Annotated in this window: 19 protein-coding genes; 7 read left to right on the forward strand and 12 right to left on the reverse strand. The window is 44.3% G+C overall.

Going from position 1 to position 16515, the window contains the following annotated elements; all coding sequences use genetic code 11:
• Nucleotides 1–484 precede the first annotated feature (484 nt).
• Nucleotides 485–613, forward strand: a complete 129-nt coding sequence (locus tag FHS45_RS20390) for a hypothetical protein (RefSeq protein WP_258953951.1) — start codon at nucleotides 485–487, stop codon at nucleotides 611–613.
• Here the strand turns inward: FHS45_RS20390 and FHS45_RS17260 are convergent.
• The 4 genes from FHS45_RS17260 to FHS45_RS17275 all read right to left on the reverse strand — a co-directional run bounded on the left by FHS45_RS17260 (nucleotide 598) and on the right by FHS45_RS17275 (nucleotide 4392).
• Nucleotides 598–1248: a uracil-DNA glycosylase gene (locus FHS45_RS17260; protein ID WP_243847173.1), complete on the reverse strand. Its 651-nt coding sequence runs from the start codon at nucleotides 1246–1248 to the stop codon at nucleotides 598–600. The two genes, FHS45_RS20390 and FHS45_RS17260, sit on opposite strands and share 16 nt — an antisense overlap.
• Nucleotides 1249–1380: 132 nt before the next feature.
• Nucleotides 1381–2355: a sodium:calcium antiporter gene (locus tag FHS45_RS17265; protein WP_243847175.1), complete on the reverse strand. Its 975-nt coding sequence runs from the start codon at nucleotides 2353–2355 to the stop codon at nucleotides 1381–1383.
• Nucleotides 2356–2705: 350 nt separating this feature from the next.
• Nucleotides 2706–3824 (reverse strand): NAD(P)/FAD-dependent oxidoreductase, encoded by a 1119-nt coding sequence (locus FHS45_RS17270; protein ID WP_062438785.1) that lies wholly within the window; start codon nucleotides 3822–3824, stop codon nucleotides 2706–2708.
• Between the two features lie 64 nt (nucleotides 3825–3888).
• Nucleotides 3889–4392 carry a GyrI-like domain-containing protein gene (locus tag FHS45_RS17275; RefSeq protein ID WP_062438782.1) on the reverse strand — a complete coding sequence of 168 codons (504 nt, stop codon included), beginning with the start codon at nucleotides 4390–4392 and terminating at the stop codon, nucleotides 3889–3891.
• Between the two features lie 218 nt (nucleotides 4393–4610).
• On the opposite strand from FHS45_RS17275, the gene FHS45_RS20260 reads away from it, so the two are divergent.
• Nucleotides 4611–4877: a phospholipase gene (locus FHS45_RS20260; RefSeq protein ID WP_148349958.1), complete on the forward strand. Its 267-nt coding sequence runs from the start codon at nucleotides 4611–4613 to the stop codon at nucleotides 4875–4877.
• A 45-nt stretch (nucleotides 4878–4922) separates the two neighbouring features.
• Here the strand turns inward: FHS45_RS20260 and FHS45_RS17280 are convergent, their stop codons facing one another.
• Nucleotides 4923–5144 (reverse strand): hypothetical protein, encoded by a 222-nt coding sequence (locus FHS45_RS17280; protein WP_062438775.1) that lies wholly within the window; start codon nucleotides 5142–5144, stop codon nucleotides 4923–4925.
• 323 nt (nucleotides 5145–5467) lie between these two features.
• Here FHS45_RS17280 and pflB point away from each other — a divergent pair, with 323 nt between their 5' ends.
• The 4 genes from pflB to FHS45_RS17300 all read left to right on the forward strand — a co-directional run bounded on the left by pflB (nucleotide 5468) and on the right by FHS45_RS17300 (nucleotide 10341).
• Nucleotides 5468–7720 (forward strand): formate C-acetyltransferase, encoded by a 2253-nt coding sequence (pflB, locus tag FHS45_RS17285; protein WP_062438772.1) that lies wholly within the window; start codon nucleotides 5468–5470, stop codon nucleotides 7718–7720.
• Between the two features lie 28 nt (nucleotides 7721–7748).
• Nucleotides 7749–8480 (forward strand): pyruvate formate-lyase-activating protein, encoded by a 732-nt coding sequence (pflA, locus tag FHS45_RS17290; RefSeq protein WP_062438769.1) that lies wholly within the window; start codon nucleotides 7749–7751, stop codon nucleotides 8478–8480.
• Nucleotides 8481–8614: 134 nt separating this feature from the next.
• The gene (locus FHS45_RS17295; protein ID WP_062438766.1) at nucleotides 8615–9568 is read left to right on the forward strand and encodes an ABC transporter ATP-binding protein; all 954 of its coding nucleotides are present in this window, start codon (nucleotides 8615–8617) and stop codon (nucleotides 9566–9568) included.
• Nucleotides 9565–10341, forward strand: a complete 777-nt coding sequence (locus tag FHS45_RS17300) for an ABC transporter (protein WP_062438764.1) — start codon at nucleotides 9565–9567, stop codon at nucleotides 10339–10341. The genes FHS45_RS17295 and FHS45_RS17300 overlap by 4 nt, the downstream gene beginning before the upstream one ends.
• 165 nt (nucleotides 10342–10506) lie before the next feature.
• On the opposite strand, the gene FHS45_RS17305 is transcribed toward FHS45_RS17300, so the two are convergent.
• From FHS45_RS17305 to FHS45_RS17315, 3 genes are all read right to left on the reverse strand, one after another.
• Nucleotides 10507–10608, reverse strand: a complete 102-nt coding sequence (locus FHS45_RS17305) for a putative holin-like toxin (protein WP_082411879.1) — start codon at nucleotides 10606–10608, stop codon at nucleotides 10507–10509.
• A gap of 111 nt (nucleotides 10609–10719) precedes the next feature.
• Nucleotides 10720–11871: a trans-sulfuration enzyme family protein gene (locus FHS45_RS17310; protein WP_062438762.1), complete on the reverse strand. Its 1152-nt coding sequence runs from the start codon at nucleotides 11869–11871 to the stop codon at nucleotides 10720–10722.
• A 264-nt stretch (nucleotides 11872–12135) separates the two neighbouring features.
• Complete coding sequence (locus FHS45_RS17315) at nucleotides 12136–12729, reverse strand: NUDIX hydrolase (protein WP_062438759.1); 594 nt, start codon at nucleotides 12727–12729, stop codon at nucleotides 12136–12138.
• 99 nt (nucleotides 12730–12828) lie between these two features.
• On the opposite strand from FHS45_RS17315, the gene FHS45_RS17320 reads away from it, so the two are divergent.
• Nucleotides 12829–13008 carry a hypothetical protein gene (locus FHS45_RS17320; protein ID WP_062438757.1) on the forward strand — a complete coding sequence of 60 codons (180 nt, stop codon included), beginning with the start codon at nucleotides 12829–12831 and terminating at the stop codon, nucleotides 13006–13008.
• A gap of 27 nt (nucleotides 13009–13035) precedes the next feature.
• Here FHS45_RS17320 and FHS45_RS17325 read toward each other — a convergent pair whose 3' ends face one another.
• From FHS45_RS17325 to FHS45_RS17340, 4 genes are all read right to left on the reverse strand, one after another.
• Entirely contained in the window at nucleotides 13036–13947 is a 912-nt protein-coding gene (locus FHS45_RS17325; RefSeq protein WP_062438754.1) for an MBL fold metallo-hydrolase, read from the reverse strand.
• A gap of 198 nt (nucleotides 13948–14145) precedes the next feature.
• Complete coding sequence (locus FHS45_RS17330; RefSeq protein ID WP_062438751.1) at nucleotides 14146–14943, reverse strand: alpha/beta fold hydrolase; 798 nt, start codon at nucleotides 14941–14943, stop codon at nucleotides 14146–14148.
• A 68-nt stretch (nucleotides 14944–15011) separates the two neighbouring features.
• On the reverse strand, nucleotides 15012–15815 hold the full coding sequence (locus tag FHS45_RS17335) for a DUF2935 domain-containing protein (protein WP_062438748.1): 804 nt from the start codon (nucleotides 15813–15815) through the stop codon (nucleotides 15012–15014).
• Between the two features lie 63 nt (nucleotides 15816–15878).
• Nucleotides 15879–16511 carry a DUF421 domain-containing protein gene (locus FHS45_RS17340; protein ID WP_062438747.1) on the reverse strand — a complete coding sequence of 211 codons (633 nt, stop codon included), beginning with the start codon at nucleotides 16509–16511 and terminating at the stop codon, nucleotides 15879–15881.
• Nucleotides 16512–16515: the final 4 nt, after the last annotated feature.

The following is a 16515-nucleotide window of genomic DNA, read 5'->3' on the forward strand; positions in this document are numbered from 1 at the left end:
TCAGGCAAGCCTTGCGGGGTCTCGCCTTGCTCATTCTCCCGCGGGAGTCTCACCCTTCCCCCACGCCCCTTGCCAGATAAGATACTCGAAATTGTGTTTAGAAAGTCCAGCCCTTTTTGTGATTAAAATCCTATCACTATGGTTAATTGACCGTATTTTCTGCTCTAAAAATACTCTATTTCTGATGGAAGTTTCGAGACTCTAACAAACGTAAGGTGGCGGGGAAAACGGTGAGACTCCTGTGGGATGAACATGAGCGGTGAGATCCCGCAAGGCGAAGCCTGAGGAAGCTCACCACATGCCCACGGAAAGCGATCCGTTTTCCCAGCTGCCATAATCGCAATCAAAAGTCTCGAAACTGAGTCTTCAGCAATTGGGAGCTTTGTAAAATCAACACGGAGCTTTAACAGAGCCAAAAAAAATAACCCTTGCTCTGAAACGCGTTTCATAACTTAAAGTATAACCAACAAAGGAGGTGGAAAACATGGTCGGCATACTCGTCTTGCTTATGATGTGTCTCGTAGTACTTGCCGGAGCACATGTTGTCGTGAAAAATCCAACCTCTGCTGAACCGCACAGCATTGAGGGTTTCCAAGATTATTTCATTAAGTGATCCTTTACCCGGTCGAGTGCCTGATAGATTTCATCTTTGATCACCGGGTTATAAAAAACCGCCGCGGGATGGTACAAGGGAATAATCGTGTAGGATTTTTCCGTATAGGTATAGTCTTTCCCATCGGTTTCTATTAACTTTTTCACCGGCGTTTCTATTGGACTCCCGACAATTTTGGTCATTTTATCTTTTCGGCCCGTCAACCGTTCATAAGCGACACTGCCAAGCGCAATGATTAAATGGGGGTTCATCTTTGCGATTTGGTAATCAAGGATGGGAGCATGAGCCAGAATTTCCTTTTGATTCGGCTTCCGGTTGGCCTTACGCTTCCCTCCTGTCCCTTTCTTGTTCGTCTTGACCCATTTATATGGCCTGCTGCGAACCGCACTGGTAATATAGACATCCTCCCTGGTCAATCCCAAATACTCCAATTGTTTGTCCAACTCTTTACCGGCGCGTCCGATGAACGGTTTTCCTTCCACGGCTTCTTGTTCACCAGGTGCTTCGCCGACAATCATGATATCTCCATTTTCATTGCCCGCACCGATGACCAGTCCTTCGGTATCATAGGGAGCAATTCGTTCTTCCGCAAGTTTCACTAATTCTTCTGGTAATTCCATCTCTATCACCTTCATAATTCAAGTTAATGTCCTCTTTAAGCGGTTTTTACCCTTCCTGACACCATCCAAAACCGTACGCTATCTCCTAATTTTCTTTAAGGTATCACAAAAAATGTGCAAGAGACACCATGCCCCTTACACATTCTTTTATTTCATTAAAAACATCAGTACGATAGCAGCTAAATATACTCCTGAGATCAGTAAGGATGGATAGATGTAACCGAAGGTAGTACGACGCTGCTTTCTGGTTATATTATATAAAATTAACAGAACGATCACGATGGTACTGCCACTGGTGACAAGGTGAGTGGGTGCAGCATGCTGGAATAAATTATTTCCAAAGTAAATGGCATCTGTGAAGGAAAGCAGCATCACGTTGAAAGCACTGCTTCCAAGCATGGAACTTACCGCCATGTTGTAATTTCTTAACTTTAACACCGTTGCCACACTTACCGCATCAGGCAAAGAAGTACTAGCTCCGACCAGGATCGATCCTATAAATGTTGTCCCCAGACCGGTGATTTGGGCAATCTGGTCAGCCGTTACCGTCAACACGGAGCCGGCAATCATAATCAACACTCCGTACAAAAGAAACCGGGAAACCACCTGATTTTTAGTATGGTCATCAAAACGACGATTCTCCCTCGACCTGCGCTTCACCTTTTCCTCGGAACGACTGTTGATCCATTTTATTCCTCCGAAATATAACAAGACGAGCACGACCGAAGTGTAACCAACATGATAGATACCCTCAGGCAATGTCAGGGACAACGCAATCATGACCACCATTGTCATGACAATCAATAAATAGCTGTATAATTTACTTTCCTTGTTTGTATGCCACATGACCTGTTGGCGTCGATAATGGATATCTAATAAAGCTAATGCAAATAGATTGAATAAATTACTACCAAGTAAATTACCAATAGCCAAATCCGGACTATCAATAATGATGGCGGTAGCACTCGCCGTTAGCTCTGGCAACGAGATAGCTACCCCAATCAATATCCCGACAAATGCAGAGGATGCTCTCGTCTTCTCTTTCACTCCATCCCCATAGCTTGCCAGCTGAACTGCGAGGTAATAGGCAGCTATTGCGGAAAGCAGAAATAATACAAACATTAATATATCCATAAACTAACCCCTTGTTATTGTCGTTAACCCTATACCATTACCACCGCTATACCATTGTAAAACCAGCTAAACTTTCCCAGATCAGACAATTACCAAAAGCGACTTCTTCAACAACAAGCCCAAAAAGTCGAAGACTTGATCTCGAGATGTATGTCTGGATAACGGTCCGTTGGGGAACGACTCCCTTTCCAATCATGGTAACGGACCCATTATCTTGAAACTGGACCTTCGGCGTAAGAAGCTTAACCTGCAAAAGTATCACGGAGATTTTTTAAGGCTAATGTAAAAAAGGAGGCACCCTTCTACATAGAAGGGCACCTCTCTATAAAGCTATAACCTTATTGATCAATAGATTCTGCAACATCGTAGTCCTCAGGAGACAGTTCCGTCTCTTCTCCTGATGCCAGCCTGGCAAGTTCGGCTCCCAGGTATGGTCCCACGGTAAGTCCTGATGCACCTAAACCATTTGCCATGAGGATACCTTCCAATCCCGGCACAGCACCGAATACAGGTAGAAATCCAGGTGTGAACGGCCGGAATCCTACCCTTGCTTCCAGCATGGAACTGTCTGCTAAACCAGGAGCTATCTTCAGGGCTTTATCAAATATTTCATGCAGCCCTCCAGCGGTAACACGGCAATCAAAGCCAGTATCATCCTCATGTGTCGCGCCCACGACGATGCGTCCTTTTTCAAAGGCAAGCATATATTGGGCCGTTGGAGGCATAACTACAGGCCATGTGCTCGTATCAGCTCCCGGAATTTCTAAATGCACAATTTGTGCACGCTGTCCGTATATTTTAAGGTTCACTCCCAGCGGCCGAAACAATTCTGCGCCCCAGGCACCAGCGGTGACAATTACTTTATCAGCCAGGAGCCGGTTGTCGCCCGTCTTTACTCCAATTACCTGCTTCCGTTCGTGAATCAACGAAGCATTGGCATGACGAAAGTCAGCGCCATTTTTCACTGCGGCGCTGATCAGCGCGTGACGAAGCGCCTTGCCGTTGACCCTGGCTCCCCCGCTGACATGGACAGCCCCATATTCATCAGATAACGGGGGAAACAGCGCCTTTGTTTCTTCCGGGGATAACCGAGTGATCGTACCGATTTCAGGGGCGTCCTCCCTACGCTGATAAGCCCGCTGTTCCATTTTATCTAATTTCCCCTCATCCGTATGGAGACTGATCGCCCCGACTTTTTCATAACCGGTTTCCGTTTCTCCGTCCTCTTTCAATCGATCGATCAGCTCAGGGTAGTACCTGGCTCCTCCTTTTGCAAGGCGGTACCATTTTTTATTGCGGCGTTGTGTAAGCCACGGGCATACGATACCGGCAGCTGCATCTGTCGCCTGTCCCGGTTCGTTTCGATCAATCAAAGTGACCTCCGCTCCTGTTTTGGCTAGATGATAGGCAGTAGATGCGCCAAGGACCCCTGCCCCGACGACAATATAGGATTGCATGTGAAACACCTTTTCTTTGTTGTGTCTTATCACCTAGCTATTCTACAAGACATGGCTTACAGACTCAATCTTTAGCAGCCATTCTCTTTACGGGCAGATGGAGGGTGAATTTCGTGTTGGCCCCCGTATAAGGCTCATAGCGTTCAAAGCCGTACCCTTCTATTTGTACATATCCATTTTCATTAATCCATTTGTGCAAAAAGGGATAAGGATCAAAGCTGTGTTCAGCTGGGTCATAATCCAGGGCAGCGTAATCATGTTCATCAAATGTCCGGGACACCATGCCGGAAGGGAGATTATCATGCCCGTCCACTTCGACTGCAGCTATCCATGTGAATGTCTCCGTGTCCGGGTTCCAGTTTTCAGGGTCGATAAATACTCCATAGGAAACCGGCGCATTCAGGCGATTTTCAATGTTGATCACTTGTTTCGTATGGAATTCTTCCATAAGCCTCGGAATCTTCACGTCCTTCTCGACCATCGTTGTTTCACAAGCTGCTCCCATTACCTTGAAACTTTCCAATTTGACTATTTTCGGCTCTGACAATGTCTTTATTTTTCCGCCCATGTCGAATCTCCTCCTTTTTAGAGAAGTTCTAGACGGAGACCACAATTCCTTCCACAGCTAATGTAAAATCATTCTTATTACTTATAAAAATGAAACATTCGCCCTGCACCTTACTTTTTATAGGCGGATGCTCTCCCCTTCTTCCGCACTTGCACATATCCTAATTAAAATGACGATAGGAGGAGAAAGAAATGTATGAACACCCGGAAAATCATCTGATGGAAAGAGGTTTCTGCATCTTTCCCGGCTATAAATGGTGCGGACCGGGTTGCAGCGGACCTGGCGCGCCAGTGAATGGGGTGGATATGTGCTGTATGTACCATGATATTTGTTACCAACAGTATGGTCCTTCGTGCTACTGCGACCGTGCTTTCATGGAGTGCCTGCAAACCAGAATCAACCCTTACACTCTAGAAGGAAGGCATGCACGCACGATTTATAACTATATGAAATTTCAACAGCTGTTCACCTGTTTGCTTGGATAAAAAAAGAGTAAAACGACTTCTCCCTGGTCGCTTTACTCTTTCTCTTTACTTAATGATCGGGTCTTTCTGTTCTGCCCGCTGTTTATTAATCGCTTCACGGACATGATATAGTTCAGCGAAAATCGCCGTTAGCAAAATAGTAATGATACTTAGGAAAGTCGAATAAATGCCGAGCTGTACGTCTCCAATCAATAGCCCAATCATCAGTCCGACAAATATACCAATTCCTACATACAGTATTATCTTTTGAAAAGTCACCGAGTACATCCAATCTCTCCTTCTTTGTCTACGATTCTACTTCTATTTTTCCATACCCTCTCAGGAGGGGATTTAACACTTACACTTTCCCCGTTATAAGGAGGATGTGCATCTTTCCGTGGAATTATGAAATTATTGACCTAAATTTGGTTATATTAGCCAAAATCCAGATTTATTAGCAAAGTACAGGATTTATTGGCCATTTTATTTACCAGCTCTTACCCTCTGGAAAAAGTTCACATAATATCCAAATGTGAAATGATTCACAATTGAACTTTTCATTTACAATAAATACATAGCCATATTGCAAATAAGGAAAGGAAGCGATTGCGATGACGACTTTAACAGCTCTTCCACAAGCATGGAGAACTTTTATAGATGGAAAATGGCGAGACGAAATTGATGTCCGAGATTTTATTATTCACAACTATTCCCTTTACACAGGAGATGAGGCATTCCTTGCCGGCCCCACCAGTGATACCACAAGATTATGGAAGCAAGTAATGGAACTGACTGAAGAAGAACGCGAACGTGGCGGCGTGTGGGATATGGATACAAAAAAACCCTCTTCCATCACCTCCCATCGACCGGGATATCTGAATAAGAATCTTGAGAAGGTAGTGGGTGTTCAGACAGACTCCCCTTTCAAAAGATCGATGCAGCCATACGGCGGTATCCGAATGGCAAAGCAATCTTGCGAATCTTACGGCTATACGCTCGATGAAGATACGGAAAGAATTTTCACCGATTACCGGAAAACTCATAACCAGGGCGTCTTTGATGTATATACACCTGAAATGAAATTGGCGAGAAAAGTAGGAATTATCACAGGCCTTCCTGATGCTTATGGCCGCGGCCGTATCATCGGTGACTACCGGAGGGTTCCCCTATATGGAGTGGATTTCCTTATTGAAAAGAAACAGCAGGACTATCATCAGCTGGGTGCAGATGGAGTTATGTCAGAAGAAGTACTACGCGATCGGGAGGAACATGCCGAGCAAATCCGTGCCCTTCATGAATTAAAAGAAATGGCAGCAAGCTACGGTTTTGATATATCACGCCCTGCCGTCAATGCCCGCGAAGCATTTCAATGGTTGTATTTCGCCTATTTAGCAGCAATCAAGGAACAGAACGGCGCTGCGATGAGCCTTGGACGTGTATCTACTTTCCTCGATATTTATATCGAACGGGATATAAATGAAGGTGAATTGACCGAACAAGATGCACAAGAATTAATCGATCATTTCGTCATGAAGCTACGGTTAGTCAAATTCGCCCGTACCCCGGAATATAACGAGCTCTTCAGCGGAGATCCTACCTGGGTGACCGAATCTATCGGCGGATTGAATGTCCACGGGGAGCCGATGGTCACCAAGAGTTCTTTCCGATTTTTGCATACATTGACAAACCTGGGACCTGCGCCTGAACCTAACTTGACTGTTCTCTGGTCAGAAAAACTACCAGAACGATTTAAACAATATTGCGCCAAAGTTTCGATTAACTCCAGCTCCATTCAATATGAAAATGATGACATCATGCGGAAGCATTATGGTGATGATTATGGAATTGCCTGCTGTGTCAGCGCTATGGAAATCGGGAAGCAGATGCAATTCTTCGGTGCACGTGTCAACCTGGCGAAAGCGCTGCTTTATGCCATAAACGGGGGAGTAGATGAAGTCATGCATGTTCAGATGACCCCTCCTTTCCGTCCCGTCACAGCTGACATTCTGGAGTACGAGGAAGTGCGCGAAAAATACGATCAAGTACTGGATTGGCTTGCTAAATTATATATGAATACGCTGAATGCCATCCACTACATGCATGATAAATATGCGTATGAACGAATTGAAATGGCCCTCCATGATCCAAAAATACTGCGGACGATGGCTGGGGGAATAGCCGGATTAAGTGTCGTTGCTGATAGCTTAAGTGCAATCAAGCATGCAAAAGTCCATGTCATCCGCGATCAAAATGGCCTGGCCGTCGACTATGAAGTCGCCGGTGATTATCCGAAGTATGGCAATAATGACAAACGCGTCGATGATATTGCCGTAGATATCGTCAAAGCCTTTATGAACAAGTTCAAACAGCACAAAGCCTATCGCGGTGCAACACCGACGATCTCCATTTTAACCATTACATCCAATGTGGTTTACGGAAAAAAAACAGGCAGCACACCGGACGGCCGTACAGCTGGTACACCTTTTGCACCGGGAGCGAACCCACTTCATGGACGAGATGAATCAGGAGCGCTTGCATCCTTGAACAGTGTGGCAAAGATACCATACGAATATGCGCTGGATGGCATTTCGAACACGTTCAGTTTTGTGCCAAAAGCACTCGGACGTACCTTGAATGACCGTGTCGACAACCTGGTTTCCATCCTGGACGGCTACGCCATAAAGGAAGGACACCATTTGAACATCAATGTTTTCGAGCGGGAGACGTTGCTGGACGCGGTGAAACATCCAGAAAAATATCCGCAGCTGACCATCCGTGTTTCCGGATATGCCGTCAATTTCATCAAACTGACCCGTGAACAACAGTTAGACGTTATCAATCGTACATTCCATGAAAAAATATAGTGCTTTATCGTTTAAGGGAGGTATTTTTATGAACGGTCGTATACACTCAATCGAAACTTGCGGAACAGTAGACGGACCCGGCCTCCGATACGTCATCTTTACCCAGGGATGCCTGCTCAGATGTCAGTTTTGCCATAACCCTGACACTTGGAGCCGAACCGGAGGGATGGAGAAATCAGTCGATGATATTATCGAAGATATTAAGGAATACCTCCCTTATATCAAAGCAAAAGGAGGCATAACCGTCAGTGGCGGTGAGCCGTTGCTGCAAATTGATTTTTTGACGGAACTCTTCCAAAGGTGCAAAGAGCTCGGCATCCATACAGCCATTGATTCCTCGGGCGGTTGCTTCAGCAGCTCCCCTGCGTTTTTAGCTAAGATGGAGGAACTCTTGAAGTTTACGGATTTAGTTTTGCTTGACCTCAAGCAGATGGATGCTGATAAACATAAGTCACTGACCGGTATGACCAATAAGCATATCCATGACTTCGCCCGCTTCTTAGCTGAAAAAGACATTCCAGTCTGGATCAGACGCGTGCTTATTCCAGGGTTGACGAATGAAGCGGAAGAACTCCAACAACTCAAAGAATTTGTCGATGGATTAGGCAACGTGGAAAAATTAGAGGTGCTTCCTTATCACACCATGGGGGTCTACAAATGGGAACACCTTGGGTTAGAGTATCCCCTGGAAGGCTATCGTTCACCTTCCGAGCAAGAAATGGAACAGGCAGAACATATACTACAACCCGCTTCCTTTTGAGGAAGCGGGCTTTTTTATGAGCGTCTAGTTTTCCGCTCCGTCTTAAGACCGATGCCATTTACCTTAAATGATTGATGTGATTTCCTTACAATTCTATATAATGTAAATTAGAGGATTTGGAAGGAGCTGGATAAATGGATAGTATCATTAAGGTAGATGGCATACGAAAAATCTATAAAATGCGTAAGACGAAAGAAATTTTTGTGGCGGTAGATGATGTTTCTTTTGAGGTGGAAAAAGGAGAAATACTTGGCCTGCTCGGCCCTAACGGGGCTGGGAAAACAACGACGATCAAGACGATCTGCGGCCTGCTGGTCCCTGATGAAGGCGCCGTCACCATTAATGGTTTTGACAGTGTCAAAAAGCGAAATAAAGCGCTCCGTCATATAAGCGCCGTTCTGGAAGGAAACCGGAACCTTTACTGGCGAATGACTGTCGAGGAAAATCTCGAATACTTTGCAGGCAACCGCGGCATGTCCAGGAAAGCAATGAAGCCGCATATCGATAAATTGCTAGAGCAATTCCGTTTGAAAGAGAAGAGACAAGAGTTAGTCAACAAGCTGTCCCGCGGCATGCAGCAGAAACTTGCAATCGCAGTAGCTATGCTGGCAGATACTGATGTAATCCTGCTTGATGAGCCGACGTTAGGACTGGACGTCGAAACTGGCTACGAAGTACGGGAAATCCTGCGGTCAATCGCTAAAAAAGAAGGCAAGACCATTATTATCAGCACCCATGATATGCCTGTTGTCCAGGATTTATGTGAGCGTACTGTTATCATTAACAATGGAAGAGTTATTGCTGACGAAAGCGTAGATCACCTCCTTCAATTATTCAAAACAAGCGCTTATCAAATCAGCTTGAAAGAACCGATCACAGACGAACAGCAGGAGATGCTTAAGTTTGAGTTCCCGTTGCACTCCTGGAAGGGGCTGGACTTACAAGTCAGCCTGGAAGAAGAACAGGAAATCTACGCTTTGATGGACATCCTGAAACGAAACCATACCCCGATCGAAACCATTAACCGAACTGAAATTAACTTTGAAAAAGTATTTATGCAGCTTGTCAAAGAGGAGGCTGCCTCATGACAACACTCTGGAATGTCATTCGCGTTAATACCAAAAAAGAATATGTGGAGATGAAACGATATTTCGCTAATACTTTGAGCCTGCTGCTGACCTTCTACATTATCTTCCTTGCGATGTTCTTCGGCATCCAGGTGATCGGCGACCCTGCAGAAGCAGGTGCGAACACACAATTTATCATCGTCAATTATATTTTCTGGTACTTCGCTATGATGACACTGCAATCGATTGGCTGGACTGTCTCGGACGAAGCAATGCGAGGGACGCTGGAACAGTTATATATGTCACCGATGGGAGCATGGCGGATTTTACTCTCCCGATTATCTGGAATGATATTCATCCATTTCCTTATTGTCATTTTATTGTTGTTTTTGTCCATGCTCACCACTGGGGAGTGGCTGAACTTGAATCCAGCAGCCACTATACCTATCCTGTTATTGACGATTGCCAGTATGATCGGAGTGGGTTTCATGATCGCTGGATTGTCAATCATTTTCAAACAGATTAGTGCATTTTTGCAAATCCTTCAATTCATCATAATGGGATTGACTTTCGTACCTTTATCTGTCGCTCCATACCTCATTGCGGCGCCATTTGTAAAAGGTGTCGATATGACGAGACAGATCATGATTCATAACTATACGCTGGCTGATTTTTCAATATCGGATTATTCCTGGCTGATCGCGAATGCAGTGGTTTATGGAATAATTGGCGTTTCCGTCTACCTTGCCTGCGAAAGATATGCAATGAAAAAAGGACTACTTGGACATTATTGATTTAAAAAACTCTTAGTTGTGGTATGATGTATATAGATAATCATACAATAAAAAATAGCCGCAGCAAATGCTGCGGCCATAGATACACGCCCCCTCCGGGGGATCAGCTATCCACTACAGGAATAGGCCTCTCCCCTTCTACTTTGGCCGAGTGAATAGGGAGGTCTATTTTTTATTGATCATTTGAATGATCAATGCGAGCAAAGCGATCAAAAACGTGCCGAAAGACCAGATGACGGTCAACACTTCATATATGCTCGTAGGCATCACCCCCCTTCCTGACAGATGGGGGCAGCCGATCCTCCCTAAAAGGACGTGCTCCACTTCCAATTATATCATGTGTACCGGGGTGAATTTTTCACCAACTTTTTTCAGGACTTAAGCCTCATGCAAGGATGCCTCAATCGCATCCCCAAGCTGTGCCAGAATATCCTTAGCTCCTTCGATTCCAATTGAAATACGGACGACGTGCTCATTAATACCGATCTTCTCCTGCTGCTCCTCCGTCAAGGCCCGGTGAGATGTCCCTTTCGGATAAGATACCGTCGTTTCAACACCTGCTAAGGAAGGTACAATTTTAATCCAGCCCAATGATTTATAAAAACGATCCATGTCGCATCTTTCGTTCAATTCAATTGTGATAATTGCTCCATTACCTTTTTCAGAAACGTAAGCAGGATAATATACATGTTTGATATCCGTATGGTTGCGCAAGCTTTCCGCTACATAATCCGCGTTCTCCGATTGCTGCTTCATGCGAAGAGCCAGGGTCTTCAACCCACGCTGACCAAGCCATGCTTCAAATGGACTCAGGTTGGCACCGAGTGCTACCATCTTTCCTCTCGCTTTTTCAATCAGTTCTTCTCTTCCGACCAGCACACCAGCTGATACATCACTGTGTCCGCCAATATATTTAGTCGCACTATGAACGACTAAATCGACTCCTTCTTCGTATGGGTGGAGCAAGTATGGCGTTGCGAAAGTATTATCGATCATCGTTTTCAACTGGTACCGTTCTGCTATATCTACCAGGGCCTTGATGTTTTCGACACGCAAAAATGGATTCGTAACCGATTCACTGTAAAGGAGTTTCGTATTACCCTGAATGGCCCCTTCCACTTCTTCCAGGTTATCGAATGAGGCGAGCGTTACTTCAATGCCGAATGTTTTCAATTCCTGAGTAAGTAACTGGTAGGTGCCTCCATAAGTGTCTTCCGCGGCGACAATATGTTCTCCATTCCCGACGGCCGCCAGAATGCCGCATAGTATGGCAGACATTCCAGATGAAGAAGCCATGCCTGCTGGCGCCCCTTCTAACTGGGCGACGGCATGACCCAGCTCGTCTGTGTTCGGATTCCCGTTTCTTGTATAAAGATACGGCGATTTGCCTTCAAAATAACCTTCCAAATCTTCCAGGGTTTCAAACGTGTAGGCTGAAGTCTGATAGATGGGCGTTGCTTTACTATTGATTTTCTCTGCATCCTGCTTAAGGCTGTTATGTACAACCTTTGTTTCAAATGATTTACTCATAGAATCTCTGCTCCCTTCGATATTAGAAAAGCCTGGCTTGGCGCCAGACCATTAGCGTCTTCAAAAACTTGACTTATCGCCATGTCCTTATGGCGAAAATCTAAGCGTTTCTTATACTTTGATCTTTTAACAAGGTCACACTTTTTTCAAGTGTAAAAAACCCCTTCCTAAGAAGAGGCTTATCAATTCTTTCGTTGAGGGTCTCCCCTCCATAAGCACGCACTTTTTTGAATAGTTCGATTATATCCTCAACTGGAAAACCTGTCAAAAAGCAAATAATTTCCGTGTGGCTTTAATAATAAAAGAAAAATAACCTTGTGAGTGCGGACAGAAATCATCCAAACTGATTGTTTTTTCCAGACCGCTCATTAAATAGCGCCCATTCTTACTTTGCCCTTGTAAAATCTCTTCAAAGCCCTCCAGGCTAAGTCGCATGATGTCTGACACTTCTTCCGTCACCTGAAAGTCCGGGAGCTTTTGCAGTGGATATAAGAAGATATGGCAAAATTCCCGATCGATCATTGTTCCCGTATGTATTTCTTCCCGAAAGCAGCCTTGGTATTGTAAGTCACTCGCTGACACCTCTATACCTAACTCTTCGACAATTTCCCTGACACCTGCTTCCACGATGGATTCCTCCGCCCCAATATGGCCTGCTGCGGTTATATCCAGTTTATCCGGAAAATCTTTTTTATCCTTCGAGCGATGTTGGAAATAGATATAAGGCTCTCCTGCTATCACTTCTACAAACCAGCACTGGAAGGTATGGTGCCATAGGCCTTCGGTGTGTACCTTCTCTCTCTCTTCGACCCCGATCTCATTGCCTTGCCTGTCAAATACAGTCAACTGTTCCGCCATCACAAACCCTCTTTCGGCAACTATTGTAGATGTTTAATTTGTTAATTCCGATGGAATAATAATTAATGATACCACATTTTAAAAAAGGAGGTGGTCCTTGTGGCAGACCGACAACAAAAGAGAGCTAAAGTCCACACCTCCAATGAGCAGGCTGAGGTTTTCACTAAAGGCGTGTCCTTCTCTAAAGCATTTCTCCCTCCAAAGAAGGAACGGGAAGAACATCCGACAGAGGGAGAAATGATGACTGGTAACCATGAAGTTGAAAACGAAGAAAAGTAGCGCACAACCGTAGCTGTGCGCTTGTTTTTATTGCAAGGATACTCCCCTGTCTGTTTTGATAATAATATCTTTATCCTGCAACCGGTTAAGGTGGTTAGAAATGAGCTGAATATAAAATAATAAGTTTTCATCCACATTCCCATTATTGAATTGGAGAGCCAGGTCGTAGCAGGATTTCGAACCATCTTTTAAGCAAGTGATGATTTTCTGATCGATATCAACGATGGTTGCAATCGCTTGTTCAATAGCATCAAGATGATGATCCATGATCGGACCGTGGCTGGGGAAAACTTCTTTAATATTTTTTTGCCTCAATGTATCCAGCGTAAGCAAATACTGCTGCAAATCAATGATTTTTGTTGGAGGGCCATTTTCAATCAGTACGTCCCCACCGTATAGAACATTAGACCCTGGATCATATAAAGAAATGTGATCAAAGCTGTGACCAGGTGTTTCAAGCACTTCTAAATATTCTCCTCCTACATCTATCACATCCCCGTGCTTCACATGCTGGGTAATGGAAAGATGTTCCGCTTGGGCAAAGTCAATCTCATCCATCGATGCTTTCGTAAGCAGCTCCTCGGTGAATTGATCTGGAAGCTGAGGACGTATCCCTTCCAGCTGTTCGTACAATGTGGGCTCTTTTTTAGCAGGGTATCCGGCAAACACCTGGCAATGAAGTTCATTGGCATGGGTCAGTAATGCCCCTATGTGATCCATATCCCGATGAGTTAAAATAATTTGATCGACATCTGCCAGTTTTATTCCGATCTCCTTTAACGCCGTTATCAAACTGGCTTGAGAATCTGATGATGGATGGCCTGCATCAATTAGCGTGACTTTTTCTTTCTTTATCACATATACAAACACGTCGCCTGGAACAGGCTGCGGGACTCTAATTCGAAATACTCCTTGTTTCACTTCCTCCACGTTGCGCATCTCATACCCCTCCGAATTTTCCGAATATTATCACTTCTTTCATTTTAGCACATAATTTACTGATATTGGATAAGAAGTTTGCAGGAAAAATCGACAGAAATCACTACCAAAGTCCTCCCTTGATGAGAAATGCAACTGGATTTGTTAAAGTACAAAAAAGGCTGTCGAGATTTTCTCAACAGCCTTTTCAGGGGGAAATCAAAAGGTATTTCCAGCCTGATGATAGGGATTTTTAGCTAAAGTGTCCTGTATGAAGGAGTGCAAATGATGGTTGAATGTGTGCCAATGTTTTGTCGGCAATTGATGGGTAGCTTTTTCGATATGGACAAGAAGAACATCCTTGCATTGGCGATAATAGTGACTATGCTGGCGGATCCACTTGACACGGGATCCGTACATCAGCAATATCGGGCAGTCTATTTCTCCTAAGCGCCCCGAGCAATCGTAATGAAAAGATTCCTCATAAAAATCATACCAGCTTTTCAAATCTGCTTTTGTCATCTGTCCACTTATCATCTGCTGTATGTTTGTATCTAAAAAGTGAGATCTGGCCAAGAGCCGTATCAGGGAATCAGGACTTGTGGTCAGCCATTTCATCCCGATCCGGTACTCCATCTTCAATAGTGTCGTTTCTACTATGGGATATCCCCCGGATAACACCAGTGCCCGGGTTCGTTCCGGGTAGGATAAAGCAAACTCCTGAGCTATCCCACCGCCCGCGGAATAACCGCAAATGACAGCAAGGCGAGTTCCGGTATGATCCAGAAGGGCTTTAATTTCCGCCGCATATCGTTCCATTGTAACTGGTTCCTTAGCAATGGAAGAATCACCATGCCCACTTAAATCAGGAATTAAAAGCCTGTATTGGCTGCTCAATGTATGCTGAAAGGTGAATACAAGTCTTCCCATGCCTGGTGGATGGATCAATACGAGTGGAATACCTTTCCCTATATCTTCATAATAAATCGTACAGGAGTCATATGTGAATTGTGGCATATACATTCCTACTTTTCTTCATGGTTATCAACACATGCCTTAGCTTATCCGTTTATCCTGATATTTACTCAGGTAACGACACGCGGTTTTGTTGGATCACAAGAAGGATACTCTGCAGCTGTCGATTCCGCTACCTTAAAAAGATAATAGCATTCTTCCCGGAACATGTGATCAGCCATTAGAGCTGTGAATGTACCCAATACCTGCTCTGATAATTCCATTTCTTCGAGTTCTTTCAAGAAAGTCTGGAATAATTTCATTTCGATTTTTGTTTCGTTGTTAAATCGCGATAATGCCGGAAATGATTCCAAGTTAGCTCTAAGATATCCAGTCATCTCTACTGACTTTAAATATAAGTCATTGAACGTTTGACGAAAGGTATCACTTTGTTTTTTAATGTGCTGTTCAGTGGCATCCATACTGTCATTAATCGCCCCGGCATGACCAGATGCATCCAAAAGCCATAACATGTGGTGATGAAGTTCATGAAAAACTGGCGGGACCTCGCCCTTACCCAAATATCCAATAACAAGTAAATATTCCTCTAGTTCATTTACCATGTGATTAATAAATGTAGGCGGTAAATGAATTTCTATTTCCCCTTCAAGTAATCTTCGGATGATTGACAGCTTATACTGCCTGAAACTCCGAACATGTTCCCCCGCCCGCCGGGTAAATTCCTGTGCTTGACTCTTTGACAAATCCCTTGATTTGACCGCCATATCATCGAATATTTCAATAAATGCTTTTGCTATTTCTATATCTTCCTTTTCTGAGGGATAAAGCGAATCACGTATGAATCGGGCATGATCCCCTAATATTTGCAGCCAAAATGCATGTTCAAATCGAGCAGCTTCTAAGTATGTCCTCAAAAAAATCCCTCCTGAGAGATAGTCCTTTTCATAACTATTCAGGCAGGGAGTATTTTATTTTGATTATTGAAGTTGTTGGGGCGGATCCTCAGTATGCCCTTGCTGGGATACCTCGGAAAAAATATCCTTTTGCATGGCAGGTGCTGAATAGTTTGCGATGTTGGGACTCTGAGTTCCCAGCTGGGACAGCTGCTGTTTCAGTGCCATCAATTCAAGCCTGAGATTGTTCACGTCCTCTTTTGTCGCTGGCTGTTTCTGCTGTTTCAATTCAAATCCCAGCTGACCGTTGGGCTCAATGGTTGCATATGCGACATCATTGATATTAGTAACACTGTTCTGACGCAGCTTCATTTCCAATTGATCAACGGTAAACCGGAGCTTTTTCAACCGGTCGACTTGCAACTCCCCGTTCTCGATCACCACTTTCGAACTTCCCGTTATGAACTTCTCTAATGGGTTCGCCTTCACTTGTACATACTCCATTACTAACAACGTCAATACAAGCGTAAGACCGACAATCAACGTCGTCCAAATGTTCTTTCCAACAATCGGCTGTACAAGCCATGAACCGATCCCGATCATGATGACAACTTGAGCAAGCGTCATCTGTGAAATAGATTTTCGTCCGGCTACTCTCAATAGCAGTGTGCCACCGACAACAACAATAATTGCCTTCCATATTAAGTTAAAGTCCACTTAT

The sequence above is a fragment of the Thalassobacillus devorans genome, assembly GCF_011761345.1.
Lineage (GTDB): Bacteria > Bacillota > Bacilli > Bacillales > Halobacillaceae > Thalassobacillus > Thalassobacillus devorans.